We start from the raw sequence: 13,987 nt of genomic DNA on the forward strand, positions 1-13,987 counted from the left end.
GGCCCCTGCTCGGCGTGCCGCGTCCGCTGCGGCCCGCCCGCAGCGGCGGCCGCCTGCCGCCCCCGCCCGGTGGCGGCCACCGCGAGCACCGCGTACCGGCCCTGCTCCGGCAGCCCCAGCATGGCGGCCGCCTCGGCGAGGTCCGCGATCCGGGCGGTCCCGTCGAGCAGGGCTGCGACCATGAGCCGCTGCCGGTTCTCGCGCCGCCAGGACAGCCGCCGCTCGGCCTGCCGGTAGGCGTCCGCGACGATTCCGCAGTGCTCGTCGACGAAGTTCCAGACGTCGGCGGCGACATGGACGAGCAGCCGTACGTCGTCCGGGTCACGGCGGGCGGTCTCGTCCACGAGGTCCTGCCAGACCATCGCGCCGCCCATCCGGAACGCGTGCAGGACGGCGTCGAGCGGGACGCCCTGTTCGGCGCGGATCTCGCCGATCCCCCGGGACGCGCGGTGGGCGGCCTCCCGGAACTCCCGGGGCCGGATGAGCGAGCCGACGTTGTGCCGCAGCGAGTGGTGGACCTCCTGCCAGACCTCGGCCCGGTCGGCGTCGATGGCCGCCCGGTAGCCGGGCTCCTGTTCGTACAGGGCCTCGACGAGCCTGTCGGTGAGGGCCGGCAGCCCGGCGACGAGGACCCGGGCGGCCCGGTGCAGCACATCGACGGCCTCGCGGTCGGCCAGGGAACGCAGGCGCTGCGGCAACGGCGTCGCGGCGGGCGGTCCGTACGGCGCCCCGATCCGCGAACGTACGAGCTGTGGCATGGCGGCCTCCACCGGGAATCGGCCGGCCGCGCGAATCGGCCGGCCCGGCGCACCCGGCCCGGCAGGGCGCGAGCGCGGCCGAACGATCCTGACGCCCGCAGAATGACATACCGCCCAGTCGGTACCTAGGGGTCTGCGCGGAACTGGTCATCACGGTCCTGCAACCCCCGGCGGCGGGCGGCGGGCGTTGCAGGACCCTGGGACAGTCCCTGCGTCAGCGGACGGGGTGGCCCGCTTCCCGCAGGGCGCCCTTGACCTCGGAGATCCGCAGGTCCCCGAAGTGGAAGACGGAGGCGGCGAGCACCGCGTCGGCGCCCGCCTCGATCGCCGGGGCGAAGTCCGCGAGGCGGCCCGCGCCGCCGGAGGCGATGACGGGGACGGTGACGTGCCGCCGTACCGCCTCGATCATCTCGGTGTCGTAGCCGTCCTTCGTGCCGTCGGCGTCCATCGAGTTGAGCAGGATCTCGCCGGCACCCAGCTCGGCGGCCCGGTGCGCCCATTCGACGGCGTCGATGCCGGTGCCCCTGCGTCCGCCGTGGGTGGTGACCTCGAAGCTGCCCTCCGGGGTGCGGCGGGCGTCGACGGAGAGCACCAGGACCTGGCGTCCGAAGCGTTCGGCGATCTCGCGGATGAGGTCGGGGCGGGCGATGGCGGCGGTGTTGACGCCGACCTTGTCCGCTCCGGCGCGCAGCAGCTTGTCCACGTCGTCGGGGGTGCGGACGCCGCCGCCGACGGTGAGCGGGATGAAGACCTGCTCGGCGGTGCGGCGGACCACGTCGTACGTCGTCTCGCGGTCGCCGCTGGAGGCGGTGATGTCGAGGAAGGTCAGCTCGTCGGCGCCCTCGGCGTCGTACAGCTTGGCCATCTCGACGGGGTCACCGGCATCGCGCAGGTTCTGGAAGTTGACGCCCTTGACGACCCGGCCGTTGTCGACGTCCAGGCAGGGGATGACACGTACGGCGAGGCTCACTTCGCGCCTCCCCGGTAGGCCTCGACCTCGACCTCGACGACCAGGCTCGGGTCGACGAACCCGGACACGATGATCATGGAGGCGGCGGGGCGCACGGCGTCGAACAGCTCCTTGTGGGCGCGGCCGATCTCGTCGACGTCCCGGGCGTGCGTGATGTACATCCGGGTGCGGACGACGTCCTCGCGGGCGAGGCCCGCCTGCTCCAGCGCCGCGAACGCGACGCCGAAGGCGGTGACCGCCTGCTCGTACGGGGAGCCGGCGGAGATCTGGCCGTTCACCACGGAGGTGCAGCCCGCCACCAGGACGAGCCCGTTGGGAAGCTCGACGGCGCGCGAGTAGCCGAACTTCTCCTCCCAGGGGGCGCCGGTGGAGATCCGCCGCACGGCGGTGGCGGAGGCGGGGGTGTCCGTCATACGGCTACCGCCTGGAGCGCCTCTTCCAGGGTGAACGCCTTCGCGTACAGCGCCTTGCCGACGATCGCGCCCTCGACGCCTTCGGGGACGAGGAGGGAGATCGCGCGGAGGTCGTCGAGCGAGGAGACCCCGCCGGAGGCGACGACCGGGCGGTCGGTGGCGGCGCAGACGTCCCGCAGCAGGCCCAGGTTGGGGCCCTGGAGGGTGCCGTCCTTGGCGATGTCGGTGACGACGTAGCGGGCGCAGCCCTCGGAGTCGAGGCGGGCCAGGGTCTCGTAGAGGTCGCCGCCGTCGCGGGTCCAGCCGCGGCCGCGCAGGGTGGTGCCCCGGACGTCGAGGCCGACGGCGATCTTGTCGCCGTGCTCGGCGATGACCTTGGCGACCCACTCCGGGGTCTCCAGGGCGGCGGTGCCGAGGTTGACGCGGCGGCAGCCGGTGGCGAGGGCGGCCTCCAGCGAGGCGTCGTCGCGGATGCCGCCGGACAGCTCGACCTTGATGTCCATGGCCCCGGCGACCTCGGCGATCAGTTCCCGGTTGTCACCGGTGCCGAAGGCGGCGTCCAGGTCGACGAGGTGCAGCCACTCGGCCCCGGCGCGCTGCCAGGCGAGGGCGGCCTCCAGCGGGGAGCCGTAGGAGGTCTCGGAGCCGGACTCACCGTGGACGAGGCGGACGGCCTGGCCGTCACGGACGTCGACGGCGGGGAGCAGTTCAAGCTTCGGCATTACAGCGTCTCGATCCAGTTGGTCAGCAGCTGGGCGCCGGCATCGCCGGACTTCTCGGGGTGGAACTGGGTGGCCCACAGCGCGCCGTTCTCCACGGCGGCCACGAACCGTTCGCCGTGCGTGGCCCAGGTGACCCTGGGGGCACGGATCTTGGCGTTGGTGACTTCGAGGGACCAGTCGTGCGCCGCGTAGGAGTGCACGAAGTAGAAGCGGGCCTCGGGGTCCAGGCCCGCGAAGAGCCGGGAGTCCTCGGGGGCCTCGACGGTGTTCCAGCCCATGTGCGGGACGACGTCCGCCTTCAGGGGTCCGACCGTACCGGGCCACTCGTCCAGGCCCTCGGTCTCCACACCGTGCTCGATGCCGCGCTCGAACAGGATCTGCATCCCGACGCAGATGCCCATGACGGGGCGGCCGCCGGAGAGCCTGCGGCCGATGATCCAGTCGCCGCGGGCCCGCTTCAGCCCGTCCATGCAGGCGGAGAACGCGCCGACGCCGGGGACGAGGAGCCCGTCGGCGGCCATCGCGCGGTCGTAGTCGCGGGTGATCTCGACGTCCGCGCCGACGTGGGCGAGGGCCCGCTCCGCGGAGCGGACGTTGCCGAAGCCGTAGTCGAAGACGACGACCTTTTTCCTGCCAGTCGTTTTGTCAGTCACAGCGTGCCTCTCAGTCCCACAGGCCCTGGATCCGCAGGACGCCCGCCACCAGGCACATCACGGAGCCGATCGACAGCAGCACGATGACGCCCTTGGGCATCCCCTGCTTGGCGAAGGAGTAGACGCCGCCGGCCAGGAAGAGGCCGACGACGATCAGGATGGTGTTGAGGCCGGTCACAGGGCGCCCTTCGTGGAGGGCAGGATGCCCGCGGCGCGCGGGTCGTGCTCGGCGGCGTAGCGCAGGGCCCGGGCGAGCGCCTTGAACTGGCACTCGACGATGTGGTGGGCGTTGCGCCCGTACGGCACGTGGACGTGCAGGGCGATCTGGGCCTGGGCGACGAAGGACTCCAGGATGTGCCGGGTCATCGTCGTGTCGTACGTGCCGATCATCGGCGCGATGTTCTCCGGCTCGGTGTGCACCAGGTAGGGGCGGCCGGAGAGGTCGACGGTGACCTGGGCGAGCGACTCGTCCAGCGGGACGGTGCAGTTGCCGAAGCGGTAGATGCCGACCTTGTCGCCGAGGGCCTGCTTGAAGGCGGCGCCGAGCGCGAGGGCGGTGTCCTCGATGGTGTGGTGGGTGTCGATGTGCAGGTCGCCGTCGGTCTTGACCGTGAGGTCGAAGAGGCCGTGGCGGCCGAGCTGGTCGAGCATGTGGTCGTAGAAGCCGACCCCGGTGGCGACATCGACCTTTCCGGTGCCGTCGAGGTTGATCTCGACCAGCACGGACGTTTCCTTCGTGGTGCGTTCCACGCGGCCTACGCGGGGGCTCATGCGTCGTGCTCCTTCTTGATTTCGCGTACCGCATCGAGGAACGCGTCGTTCTCTGCCGGGGTTCCTGCGGTGACCCGCAGCCATCCCGGTACGCCGTTGTCCCGGACCAGGACGCCCCGGTCGAGGATCCGCTGCCAGACGGCGTGGCTGTCGTCGAAGCGGCCGAACTGGACGAAGTTGGCGTCCGACTCGGTGACCTCGTAGCCGATGGCGCGCAGCTCTGCCACCAGCCGGTCGCGTTCGCTCTTGAGCTGCGCGACGTACCCCAGCAGCGTATCGGTGTGCTCCAGGGCGGCGAGCGCGGTGGCCTGGGTGACGGAGGAGAGGTGGTACGGCAGGCGCACCAGCTGGACGGCGTCGACGACGGCCGCGTCGGCGGCGAGGTAGCCCAGGCGCAGTCCTGCCGCGCCGAACGCCTTGGACATGGTCCGCGAGACGATCAGGTTGCGGCGGCCCTCGATCAGCGGGAGCAGCGAGGGGTGGTGGCTGAACTCGCCGTACGCCTCGTCCACGACGACGACCGAGGGCCCGGCGGCCTGGGCGGCCTCGTACAGGGCGAGGACGGTCTCGGCCGCCACGGCGGTGCCGGTGGGGTTGTTGGGCGAGGTGATGAAGACGACCTCGGGCCGGTGCTCGGCGATGGCGGCGCGGGCGGCTTCCACGTCGATGGTGAAGTCCGCCGAGCGCGGGCCGGAGATCCAGCCGGTGCCGGTGGACCGGGAGATCAGGGCGTGCATGGAGTAGGAGGGTTCGAAGCCGATCGCGGTGCGGCCGGGCCCGCCGAAGGTCTGGAGCAGCTGCTGAAGGACCTCGTTGGAGCCGTTGGCGGCCCAGACGTTGGCGGCCCTCACCTCGTACCCGGCGGTGCGGGTGAGGTAGCGGGCCAGCTCGGTGCGGAGCTCGACGGCGTCCCGGTCGGGGTAGCGGTTGAGGTCGCGGGCGGCCTCGCGGACCCGCTCGGCGATCCGGTCGACGAGCGCTTCGGGCAGCGGGTAGGGGTTCTCGTTGGTGTTGAGGCGTACGGGGACGTCGAGCTGGGGTGCTCCGTACGGGGACTGGCCGCGCAGTTCGTCGCGGATGGGGAGTTCGTCCCAGGGGTTGCGCGGGGTGGTGTCGCTGCCGTTCGTCACTGCTGTGGGACCTTCCATCCGAACCGTGCCTTCATCGCGGCGCCGTGGGCGGGGAGGTCCTCCGCCTCGGCGAGGGTCACGACATGGTGGGTGACCTCGGCGAGCGCGTCGCGGGTGTAGTCGACGATGTGGATGCCGCGCAGGAAGGACTGCACGGAGAGGCCCGAGGAGTGGCAGGCGCAGCCGCCGGTGGGCAGGACGTGGTTGGAACCGGCGCAGTAGTCGCCCAGGGAGACCGGGGACCAGGGACCGACGAAGATCGCCCCGGCGTTCCGGACCCGGTCGGCGACGGCGGCGGCGTCGGCGGTCTGGATCTCCAGGTGCTCGGCGCCGTACGCGTCGACGACCTTGAGGCCGTCCTCGACCGAGGAGACCAGGACGATCGCGGACTGGCGGCCCGCGAGGGCGGGCTCGATGCGGTCCTTGATGTGCTTGGAGGCGGCGACCTGCCCGACCAGCTCGGCCTCCGTCGCGGCGGCCAGCTCCTCGGAGTCGGTGACCAGGACGGCGGCGGCCATCGGGTCGTGCTCGGCCTGGCTGATCAGGTCGGCGGCCACGTGCGCCGGGTCGGCGGTGGCGTCGGCGAGGATCGCGATCTCGGTGGGCCCGGCCTCGGCGTCGATGCCGATACGGCCCTTGAGGAGGCGCTTGGCGGCGGCGACGTAGATGTTGCCGGGGCCGGTGACCAGGTTGACCGGGAGACAGTCCTCGGTGCCGTACGCGAACATCGCGACGGCCTGGGCGCCGCCCGCCGCGTACACCTCATCCACACCGAGCAGGGCGCACGCGGCGAGGATCGTGGGGTGCGGCAGCCCGTCGAAGTCCTTCTGCGGCGGGGAGGCCACGGCGACGCCCTCGACGCCCGCCTCCTGGGCCGGGACGACGTTCATCACGACGGAGGAGGGGTAGACCGAGCGGCCGCCGGGGACGTAGAGCCCGACGCGCTCGACGGGGACCCACTTCTCGGTGACGGTGCCGCCGGGGACGACCTGGGTGGTGTGCGTGGTGCGGCGCTGCTCGCGGTGGACGAGGCGGGCGCGGCGGATCGACTCCTCCAGCGCCGCGCGGACGGCGGGATCCAGCTCCTTCAGGGCCAGGGAGAGGGCCTCGGCGGGCACCCGGACCGACGGGATCCGGACACCGTCGAACCTCTCCCCCCACTCGATCACTGCCGCGGAGCCACGATGGCGTACGTCCTCGCAGATGGGCCGCACCGTCTCCAGGGCGGCTTCCACGTCGAACTCGGCTCGGGGCAGCAGGTCGCGCAGGGCAGCGCCCTCGGGGAGGACGTCACCGCGCAGATCGATTCGAGAGATCACACGGCAATTCTCGCAGACCGCCGCAGGCCGCCGGTCGCCCGTATCACTGGCTGATACATGTCTCGGCCATGTCCGGCTGTCACTGCTGACCGCTAGCTTTCACCGCGTCACAGAGAGGGAAGAACAGCACTACAGCACGTGTGCACGGAGGGAGCGGCCGTGACCGAGCCGCACGAAGGCGATATCCCGGACGGCCTCAGCGCAGCGGAGCTGGGCATGTGGCAGTCCTTCCGCAACGGGACCACCTACGACTTACGTACCTACGACACGACCCGCAACGATCCGTTCGCCCCGCACGCGTGGGGCCCCGAGCGAAGTGTCGGAGCGCGCACGGTGGCGCGGCTGCTGCTGAGCGGGCCGCCCGCCCGGCCCGGCCGGGTGGCGGCGCTGAAGCTCCGGGGAGTGCGGATCACCGGGAAGCTGGATCTGGCGGGCGGCCGGGTGGCTCCGTACGTGGAGCTGACCGGCTGCCGGATCGAGCAGGAGCTGGTGCTCCCGGAGTGCCACTTCACGACCTTGCGGCTGGTGGGATGCGCGCTGCCCCGCCTGGAGGCCGCGCGGCTGCACACGGAGGGCGATCTGCATCTGCCGCGCTGCCGGATCGAGCGGGGCATCCGGCTGACCGACGCCCAGATCGGCACCGATTTACTGATCAACCAGCTCAGCGTGGGCCCCGACCGGCACGGGCAGGCCTTCGCCGGGGACGGTATGGCGGTCGCGCAGGACCTCCAGGCCGAGATGATCGAGACGCGCGGCGAGCTGAGCCTGCGCGGGGCGAAGGTGGGCGGTTCGCTGAGCCTGCGGGGCAGCCGGCTGCGTGCCGGAACGGACCGGCGCGCGCTGAACGCCCCGCAGCTGACGGTGGAGCGCACGCTCTACATGACCGAGGCGTGGGTGAACGTCGACACGGGGAACCAGGGCACCACTCCCCCGTACGGCGTGGTCTACGCCCCGACCCCGGCGCGCGGCACCCGCTCGCAGATCTTCGAGTGCAGGGGCGGGGTGCGGCTGGACGACGGGCGGTTCGGGGACGCGGTGGACCTGCACAAGGCCCGGTTCACGATGACCCGGCAGGAGGAGCTGTCGCTGCGCCGGATCGTCACGCCGGAGCTGCGGTTCAACGCGGAGCGCCCCGAGGAGGGCCGGGTCGTGCTGAACGGGGCGAAGGTGGTCACGCTGATCGACCTGTCGACGAGCTGGCCGGGCCCGGGCGGTCTGGCGATGGGCGGCTTCGTCTACGAGAACCTCGTCCCGTACGGCCACTTCCCGCTCTCGCGGCGGCTGGAGTGGGTGTCGGCGGCGACCCCGGAGTACGTGCCGGAGCCGTACGAGCGGCTGGCGACGGTGTTGCGGGGCAGCGGGGAGGACGCGGATGCGCGGGAGGTGCTGCTGGCCAAGCAGCGCCGCCGCCGGGAGACGCTGCCACCCGCCGCGAAGGCCTGGGGGTTCCTCCAGGACTGGACGGTGGCGTACGGCTACCGGCCGGGGCGCGCGGCGGTGTGGATGGCGCTGCTCTGGGCGGCGGGCGCCGCGGCGTTCGCGCAGTACGACCCGGCGCCGATCCAGGACGACGGGGCGCCGCTGTGGAATCCGACGCTCTACGCGTTGGACCTCCTGATCCCGGTGATCAACCTCGGCCAGGACGGCTACTGGCGGATGGAGGGCGGCTGGCAGTGGGCGGCGGCCGCCCTGGTGCTGGTGGGGTGGGTTCTGGCCACCACGGTGGCGGCGGGGGCGTCCCGGCTGCTGCGCAGGGGTTGATCGAAAGGCCAGGTCGAACCGGTCGGAAGGTGTCCGGGACCGGACATCCGGGCCCCCGCGAGCGGTGACCACCGAGAGGAACGAGCACGAAAGGAGGTCGCATTCAAGCCATCGGATGCCCTTTTCTTTGCCTTTTCTTGACCCGGTCCGATACAACCCATCCACTCGGCACAGAAGCTTCACAGCACACCTCTGGCGCGGCCCTCACCAGCGCTTTTCAATGGTCTGCACCATGGCTTTCCTTCGCGCTCTGCTCCGTACCGCGCGCATGGTCCGGCACAGCCCTCCGCTGTCCGCCGGCCTGTCCGCGGATGACGCGGTACTGCTCGACGCCCCCGACGAGCGGCTCTCTCCCGCGCTGGTCGCCGCCGCCCTGGGCGACTACGAACCGGCCGCCAAGCTGCTCGCCACCACCCGGGACGCGGCCGAGTGGGAGAACCGCGACCGCTACCTCGGGCGGCTCGTCGCGTTCGCCCGCAGCCGGGACGGCTGGCTCGTCGACTGGCTGGCCGCCGCCCCGCGCGACCCGGACGCGCTGCTCGTCAAGGCGGAGCTGTCGGTGCGCCGGGCCTGGGAGTCGCCCGCCCGCGCGGAACGGCTCCGCGAGGTCGGCCCGATGATCACCGCGGCCGCCGAGGCCGACCCGCGCGACCCGGTGCCGTGGCGGCTCGCCCTGGACCACGCCCGCGGCACCCACGCCACGCACACCGCCTTCGAGACGCTGTGGGAACAGGCGGTGCGCCGCTCCCCGCACCACTACGGCTGCCATGTGGCGGCCCTGCGCTACCTGTCGGCCGCCTGGTACGGCTCGCACCGCGAGTGCTTCGACTTCGCCGAGCGGGCCGCCGAGGACGCGCCGCCCGACTCCCTCGTGCAGGCGCTGCCGGTCCGGGCGGCCTTCGCGCTGCTCCTGGACAGCCAGGCGGCGGGCCGGACCACCTCCGTACTGGAGGAGCGGATCGACGCGGCGGCCGATCCGGCGATCAGACTCTCCGCCGCCTACCGCCCCGGCGACCCGTGGCCCGCCGAGGTCCGCAACCTCCTCGCGTACGTCCTGCTCGCCCGGGGCCGCTGGGCCGAGGCACTGGACCAGTTCACGCTGATCGGCCTGTACGCGACATCGTTCCCGTGGTCCTCCGTCTCCGACGACGCCCTGGGCCGGTTCCTCGACGCACGCGACGGAGCACGCCTCCAGGTGGCCTCCCTGACCCCTTTGCGCAACCGGGCCGACCTCGGCCGTCCCCGCGGCCATTACGCTTGAGCGCTGTGACCACCGCCCGCCTTCCCCTTTTCCCGCTCAACGCGGTGCTGTTCCCCGGCCTGGTGCTGCCGCTCAACGTCTTCGAAGAGCGATATCGCGCCATGATGCGGGAGCTGCTGAAGAGCGACGAGGACGAACCTCGCCGCTTCGTCGTGGTCGCGATCCGCGACGGCCGCGAGATCGCCCCGACGGCCACCGGCATGCCGGAAACCGTCGCGGCGGCCCCTCCCACCGAGCGCGCCCCGGCGGAGGGGTTCGGCCCGGACCCGATCCAGACCTTCCACCGGGTCGGCTGCGTCGCCGACGCGGCGACCATCCGCGAGCGTGCCGACGGCAGCTTCGAGGTCCTGGCCACCGGCACCACCCGGGTCAGGCTGCTCTCCGTCGACACCCACGGCCCCTACCTCACCGCCGAGGTGGAGGAGGTGGCCGAGGAGCCGCCCGCCGACGACGAGGCCGACGAGGCCGGAGCCCTCGCGGAGGGCGTCCTGCGGGCGTTCCGCTCGTACCAGAAGCGCCTGGCCGGAGCGAGTGAACGCTCGCTGACGACCGGCGCGGACCTCCCCGACGACCCGTCCGTCGTCTCGTACCTGGTCGCGGCGGCCACCGTCCTGGACATCCCCACCAAGCAGCGCCTCCTCCAGGCCCCGGACACCGCGACCCGCCTGCGCGAGGAGCTGACGCTGCTGCGCAAGGAGACCGCGGTCATCCGGCACCTGCCGTCGCTGCCCGCGGCCGATCTGACCCGCGCCCCCACCCACCCCAACTGAGGAGGAGCGGCCCCGGTGGCGAAGAAACCCAAGAAGCAGTCGGGCGGCACCCCCGCCACGGTCGCCCTGACCGCGGCGGGCACCGCCTTCACGGTCCACGCCTACGACCACGACCCGGCCTCCCCCTCCTACGGCGAGGAGGCCGCCGAGGCCCTGGGCGTCTCCCCCGACCGGGTCTTCAAGACCCTGGTGGCGGACGTGGACGGCGAACTGACGGTCGCGGTGGTCCCGGTGGCGGGCTCCCTGGACCTCAAGGCCCTGGCCGCCGCGGCGGGCGGCAAGCGCGCCACGATGGCGGACCCCACGGCCGCGGAACGCACCACCGGCTACGTACGCGGCGGCATCTCCCCCCTGGGCCAGCGCAAGCGCCTGCGCACGGTGCTGGACGCGTCGGCGCGGTCGCACCCCACGATCTGTGTGTCGGCGGGGCGGCGGGGCCTGGAGGTGGAGCTGGCGGCGAGTGATCTGGCGGAGCTGACGGGGGCGACGTTCGCGGAGATCGCGCGGGGGTGAGCCGCCCCATCGACCACCCCTCCGGCGCTTGGGGAGGCTCCTTCAGCCCCTCCGGCACTTGAGGAGCGGAGTCCGGGGCAGCGCCCCGCTTTCGGAAGGGAGCGAGGCGGACGGGAACTGTCAGACAGGCCCTTGGGCCGACCCGCCGTCCGCAGCGGGCGAGGCCGACGGCGACCCCGAGGACGACGGCGACGGCGGCCCCGCCAGGGGGCCCTGCACCGGCCCCCCGTAATACCCAGACCAGTCCGGCTCCATGTCCCGCGGCCCGAACGCCGCGGTCAGCAGCAGATGGATCGCCATCGCCGCGAACGGCCACACCAGCGCCGCCACCCCCACCGCGTGCAGCTCAAGCGGCGCGTCGAACGTCACGCCCTGGCCCACCTCCCGGGCCCGGCCCACCACGTCGGACGAGGGCCCCAGCCAGACGCCGACCCGCCACGCCAGCAGCGATCCGAGCAGCGCGCCCAGCGCCAGCCCCAGGACCACGAAGATGCCCCCGCGGCGCAGCCGCCAGAAGACGGCGGCCGCCGTGAGCACACCGAAGCCGATCGCCAGCAGGACGAATGTTCCGTCCGCCCCGATCGCCTCCTCGCCCTCGCTGTTCTTCAGGAAGACGGCGGTTTCGTCGGAGACCAGCGGGACCCGCGGCGCGAGCCACAGCCACAGCAGCCCGAGCCCGATGCCCGCGAGCGCGACCAGGACGACGACCGCGGCGGCCTGACGGAGCTCCGTGGCGGTGTCCGGGTCGTCCGGCGAGCCGGAGGAGGGGACGAAGTGGGAGCCCGAGGGCGGGGCCTGCCACGGATCGTGGGGGTTCGGCTGGTGCGGCGGCGTCAACGGTGCGGTCACCGTGCCATCGTGCCAGGCCACCCTGTGCGCCGCCTCACCGGCTGCCGCACCCGTGCCCGGGACCGCGGTCCGGACCGCGACCGGACCCGCTGGCGGGCGCACGACCCGGCCCCGGCCGCCCCGCGGCAGGGCCCTACCGTACGGCCGCCCGCCGGTACGCCCACGTGGCCACGGCCAGCGACAGCACCCCCACCACCGCGCAGATCGCGAGGAAGAAGGCGATCAGCCCCCAGTCCGGGCAGGCGTCGAAGGAACGGGCCAGCGCCTCGACCCCGTACGTGGAGGGAAGCAGGTCACGCGCCCACCCCACCGGCTCCGGCAGCCGGTCGGCCGGCAGCACTCCGAGCAGCAGGGCGGCGGACATGCCGAGCTGCCCCAGCAGGGTGGCCAGCTCCTGGCGCGGGGCGAGCAGCCCGAGGGCGGCGCCCAGACCGGCCAGCGCCGCGCCGGAGAGCGGGATGACGGCGGCCAGGACCCACAGATGGGTCAGCGGCAGCTGGAACAGCACGCTCCCGGCGACCGCCGTGAAGACCGTGCCGGGCACGGTGAACGAGGCGTACGCGGCGGCCGCCCCGAGCACCACCGCCGCGGGCGGCACGGGCAGGGTGGCGTAGTGGTCGAGCCCGCCGCCCGCCCGGAGCTGGCCGAAGTACTGGGCGAGCAGGTTGAGCGCGACGAACGCGACGACCAGGACGCTGGAGCCGGCGACCACCGCGCGGGCCTCGGACCCGCCGTCCACGACGCCCCGCATCAGGACCATGATCCCGACGGACTGGAAGGTCGCCACGAAGAGCAGCGGAATCCGGGCGACCCGCGCCCGGGAGAGCTGGGCGCGGTAGACGGCGGCCAGCGAGGGCAGCAGCCGGGCGCGCGGCGCGAGGGGCGCGGAGACGGTACGGGCGGGGGCCGTGCCGGAGGTGCCGGGCACGGGCCGGACACGCGAGGGGGCGGTCCCGGCCGGAATGATGCTCGTCACCTGAGGCCGCTCCCCTTACACCCGTCCGGTACCCGCACCGGGCCCACCACGTCCCGTACACCGACTGCGTACGGCGTCGGCGCGGTGTTCAGCACCCGCGCCCCACGTCCGATCCTCACGCCTTCACCAGCCCCTTGGTCGCATTGGCCGCGTCTCCCCCGAGGGCGAGATAGACATCCTCCAGGCTGGGCGTGGCCAGGGTGAAATCGTCGAGCGCGGCGAAGGCCGCGCCGCCGGTCACCGCGGCGACCGCCGCCCGTGCCTCGTCCGGGCCGAGCCGCAGCACCCAGCGCCGCCCGGACTCCTGCGCGGAGGGCCTCAGCGCCGCCACCTCCGGGACGTCCAGCGGGGCCCGCTCGCGCCACACCAGCTCGACGCGGACCTCCCCGGCCACCTGCTCCTTGAGCCCGGCGGGGGTGTCGCAGGCGATGACCCGGCCGCGTTCGAGAACGGCGACCCGGTCGAGGACGGTCTCGGCCTCGATGACGTTGTGGGTGACCAGCAGGACCGTGGCCCCGCGCTCCGCCCGGCGCCGGTCGACGGCGGCCCAGACCGCGCGGCGGGCGACCGGGTCCATGCCGGTGGTCGGTTCGTCGAGGACCAGGACGGGCCGGTCGCCGACGAGCGTGGCGGCGAAGCAGGCGAGCCGCCGCTGACCCCCGGAGAGCTTCTTCAGGGGCCGCCCGGCCAGCGGGGTGAGGCCCAGCTCCTCCAGGACGGCGTCGCGTTCGGCACGGGCCTCGCGGACCGGTAGTCCGCGCAGCCGTCCGGTGGTCTCGGCGGCCAGGGAGACCGTCAGTTCGTCGAGGGCGGTGGACTCCTGCCCCAGATAGCCGATCAGCCGGGAGGCGCGCTCGGGGTGGCGCACGAGGTCGTGGCCCAGCACCTCGACGCTGCCGGAGTCGGGCCGCATCAGCCCGGTGAGCTGGCGGACCAGGGTGGACTTTCCGGCGCCGTTGGGGCCGAGCAGTCCGAAGATCTCGCCGCGCTCGACGTCCAGGCTGATCCCGTCGGTGGCACGGACCTCGGGCGTCGCGGGGGCTCCCCGGCGGCCCCGGACGGCGGGATAGGTCTTGACCAGATCCCGCACCGCGCACACGGTGCCGGTGCCCCTCTGCGCC

General features: G+C 73.3%; 15 protein-coding genes and 1 pseudogene. 4 read left to right on the plus strand and 12 right to left on the minus strand.

The genetic code is table 11. From position 1 onward, the window contains the following. The 9 genes and pseudogenes from CIB93_RS28680 to hisD all read right to left on the minus strand — a co-directional run. A pseudogene (locus CIB93_RS28680) lies at nt 1-758 on the minus strand (PucR family transcriptional regulator); the annotation flags it as partial. Nucleotides 759-972: 214 nt separating this feature from the next. Next, a complete protein-coding gene (gene hisF, locus CIB93_RS28685; protein WP_096631057.1) occupies nt 973-1,728 on the minus strand; it encodes an imidazole glycerol phosphate synthase subunit HisF in 756 nt (251 codons plus the stop codon). After that, on the minus strand, nt 1,725-2,141 hold the full coding sequence (locus CIB93_RS28690) for a RidA family protein (RefSeq protein ID WP_096631058.1): 417 nt from the start codon (nt 2,139-2,141) through the stop codon (nt 1,725-1,727). Before CIB93_RS28690 ends, hisF begins: the two co-directional genes overlap by 4 nt. Then, entirely contained in the window at nt 2,138-2,863 is a 726-nt protein-coding gene (priA, locus tag CIB93_RS28695) for a bifunctional 1-(5-phosphoribosyl)-5-((5-phosphoribosylamino)methylideneamino)imidazole-4-carboxamide isomerase/phosphoribosylanthranilate isomerase PriA (RefSeq protein WP_096631060.1), read from the minus strand. The genes CIB93_RS28690 and priA overlap by 4 nt, the downstream gene beginning before the upstream one ends. Further along, the gene (gene hisH / locus CIB93_RS28700) at nt 2,863-3,516 is read right to left on the minus strand and encodes an imidazole glycerol phosphate synthase subunit HisH (RefSeq protein ID WP_096631062.1); all 654 of its coding nucleotides are present in this window, start codon (nt 3,514-3,516) and stop codon (nt 2,863-2,865) included. Before hisH ends, priA begins: the two co-directional genes overlap by 1 nt. Before the next feature lie 10 nt (nt 3,517-3,526). After that, complete coding sequence (locus CIB93_RS38170) at nt 3,527-3,694, minus strand: hypothetical protein (RefSeq protein ID WP_179500280.1); 168 nt, start codon at nt 3,692-3,694, stop codon at nt 3,527-3,529. Continuing rightward, nucleotides 3,691-4,287 carry an imidazoleglycerol-phosphate dehydratase HisB gene (gene hisB, locus CIB93_RS28705; RefSeq protein ID WP_096631064.1) on the minus strand — a complete coding sequence of 199 codons (597 nt, stop codon included), beginning with the start codon at nt 4,285-4,287 and terminating at the stop codon, nt 3,691-3,693. The genes CIB93_RS38170 and hisB overlap by 4 nt, the downstream gene beginning before the upstream one ends. After that, nucleotides 4,284-5,417, minus strand: a complete 1,134-nt coding sequence (locus CIB93_RS28710) for a histidinol-phosphate transaminase (RefSeq protein ID WP_096631066.1) — start codon at nt 5,415-5,417, stop codon at nt 4,284-4,286. The genes hisB and CIB93_RS28710 overlap by 4 nt, the downstream gene beginning before the upstream one ends. After that, nucleotides 5,414-6,736, minus strand: a complete 1,323-nt coding sequence (gene hisD, locus CIB93_RS28715) for a histidinol dehydrogenase (RefSeq protein WP_096631067.1) — start codon at nt 6,734-6,736, stop codon at nt 5,414-5,416. The genes CIB93_RS28710 and hisD overlap by 4 nt, the downstream gene beginning before the upstream one ends. A 159-nt stretch (nt 6,737-6,895) precedes the next feature. Here hisD and CIB93_RS28720 point away from each other — a divergent pair, with 159 nt between their 5' ends. From CIB93_RS28720 to ybaK, 4 genes are all read left to right on the plus strand, one after another. Then, complete coding sequence (locus CIB93_RS28720) at nt 6,896-8,497, plus strand: oxidoreductase (protein ID WP_096631069.1); 1,602 nt, start codon at nt 6,896-6,898, stop codon at nt 8,495-8,497. Nucleotides 8,498-8,717: 220 nt separating this feature from the next. After that, nucleotides 8,718-9,758: a hypothetical protein gene (locus CIB93_RS28725; RefSeq protein ID WP_096631071.1), complete on the plus strand. Its 1,041-nt coding sequence runs from the start codon at nt 8,718-8,720 to the stop codon at nt 9,756-9,758. A gap of 5 nt (nt 9,759-9,763) precedes the next feature. Further along, the gene (locus CIB93_RS28730) at nt 9,764-10,528 is read left to right on the plus strand and encodes an LON peptidase substrate-binding domain-containing protein (RefSeq protein ID WP_096631073.1); all 765 of its coding nucleotides are present in this window, start codon (nt 9,764-9,766) and stop codon (nt 10,526-10,528) included. 15 nt (nt 10,529-10,543) lie between these two features. Further along, complete coding sequence (ybaK, locus tag CIB93_RS28735; RefSeq protein ID WP_096631074.1) at nt 10,544-11,041, plus strand: Cys-tRNA(Pro) deacylase; 498 nt, start codon at nt 10,544-10,546, stop codon at nt 11,039-11,041. A gap of 120 nt (nt 11,042-11,161) precedes the next feature. On the opposite strand, the gene CIB93_RS28740 is transcribed toward ybaK, so the two are convergent. The 3 genes from CIB93_RS28740 to CIB93_RS28750 form a co-directional block, all read right to left on the minus strand. After that, complete coding sequence (locus CIB93_RS28740; RefSeq protein WP_096631076.1) at nt 11,162-11,911, minus strand: ABC transporter permease; 750 nt, start codon at nt 11,909-11,911, stop codon at nt 11,162-11,164. 112 nt (nt 11,912-12,023) lie between these two features. Next, a complete protein-coding gene (locus CIB93_RS28745; protein WP_096631078.1) occupies nt 12,024-12,866 on the minus strand; it encodes an ABC transporter permease in 843 nt (280 codons plus the stop codon). A gap of 115 nt (nt 12,867-12,981) precedes the next feature. Next, on the minus strand, nt 12,982-13,965 hold the full coding sequence (locus tag CIB93_RS28750) for an ABC transporter ATP-binding protein (protein WP_096631080.1): 984 nt from the start codon (nt 13,963-13,965) through the stop codon (nt 12,982-12,984). Nucleotides 13,966-13,987 lie beyond the last annotated feature (22 nt).

Origin of the sequence: Streptomyces sp. WZ.A104, assembly GCF_002382885.1 — a bacterium.
GTDB lineage: Bacteria > Actinomycetota > Actinomycetes > Streptomycetales > Streptomycetaceae > Streptomyces.

What these genes read in the sequence shown, in the direction of transcription:
- CIB93_RS28690 (WP_096631058.1), bottom strand. Translation starts at nt 2,141, where the DNA reads ATGACGGACACCCCCGCCTCCGCCACCGCCGTGCGGCGGATCTCCACC.
- priA (WP_096631060.1), bottom strand. Translation starts at nt 2,863, where the DNA reads ATGCCGAAGCTTGAACTGCTCCCCGCCGTCGACGTCCGTGACGGCCAG.
- hisB (WP_096631064.1), bottom strand. Translation starts at nt 4,287, where the DNA reads ATGAGCCCCCGCGTAGGCCGCGTGGAACGCACCACGAAGGAAACGTCC.
- CIB93_RS28725 (WP_096631071.1), top strand. Translation starts at nt 8,718, where the DNA reads ATGGTCTGCACCATGGCTTTCCTTCGCGCTCTGCTCCGTACCGCGCGC.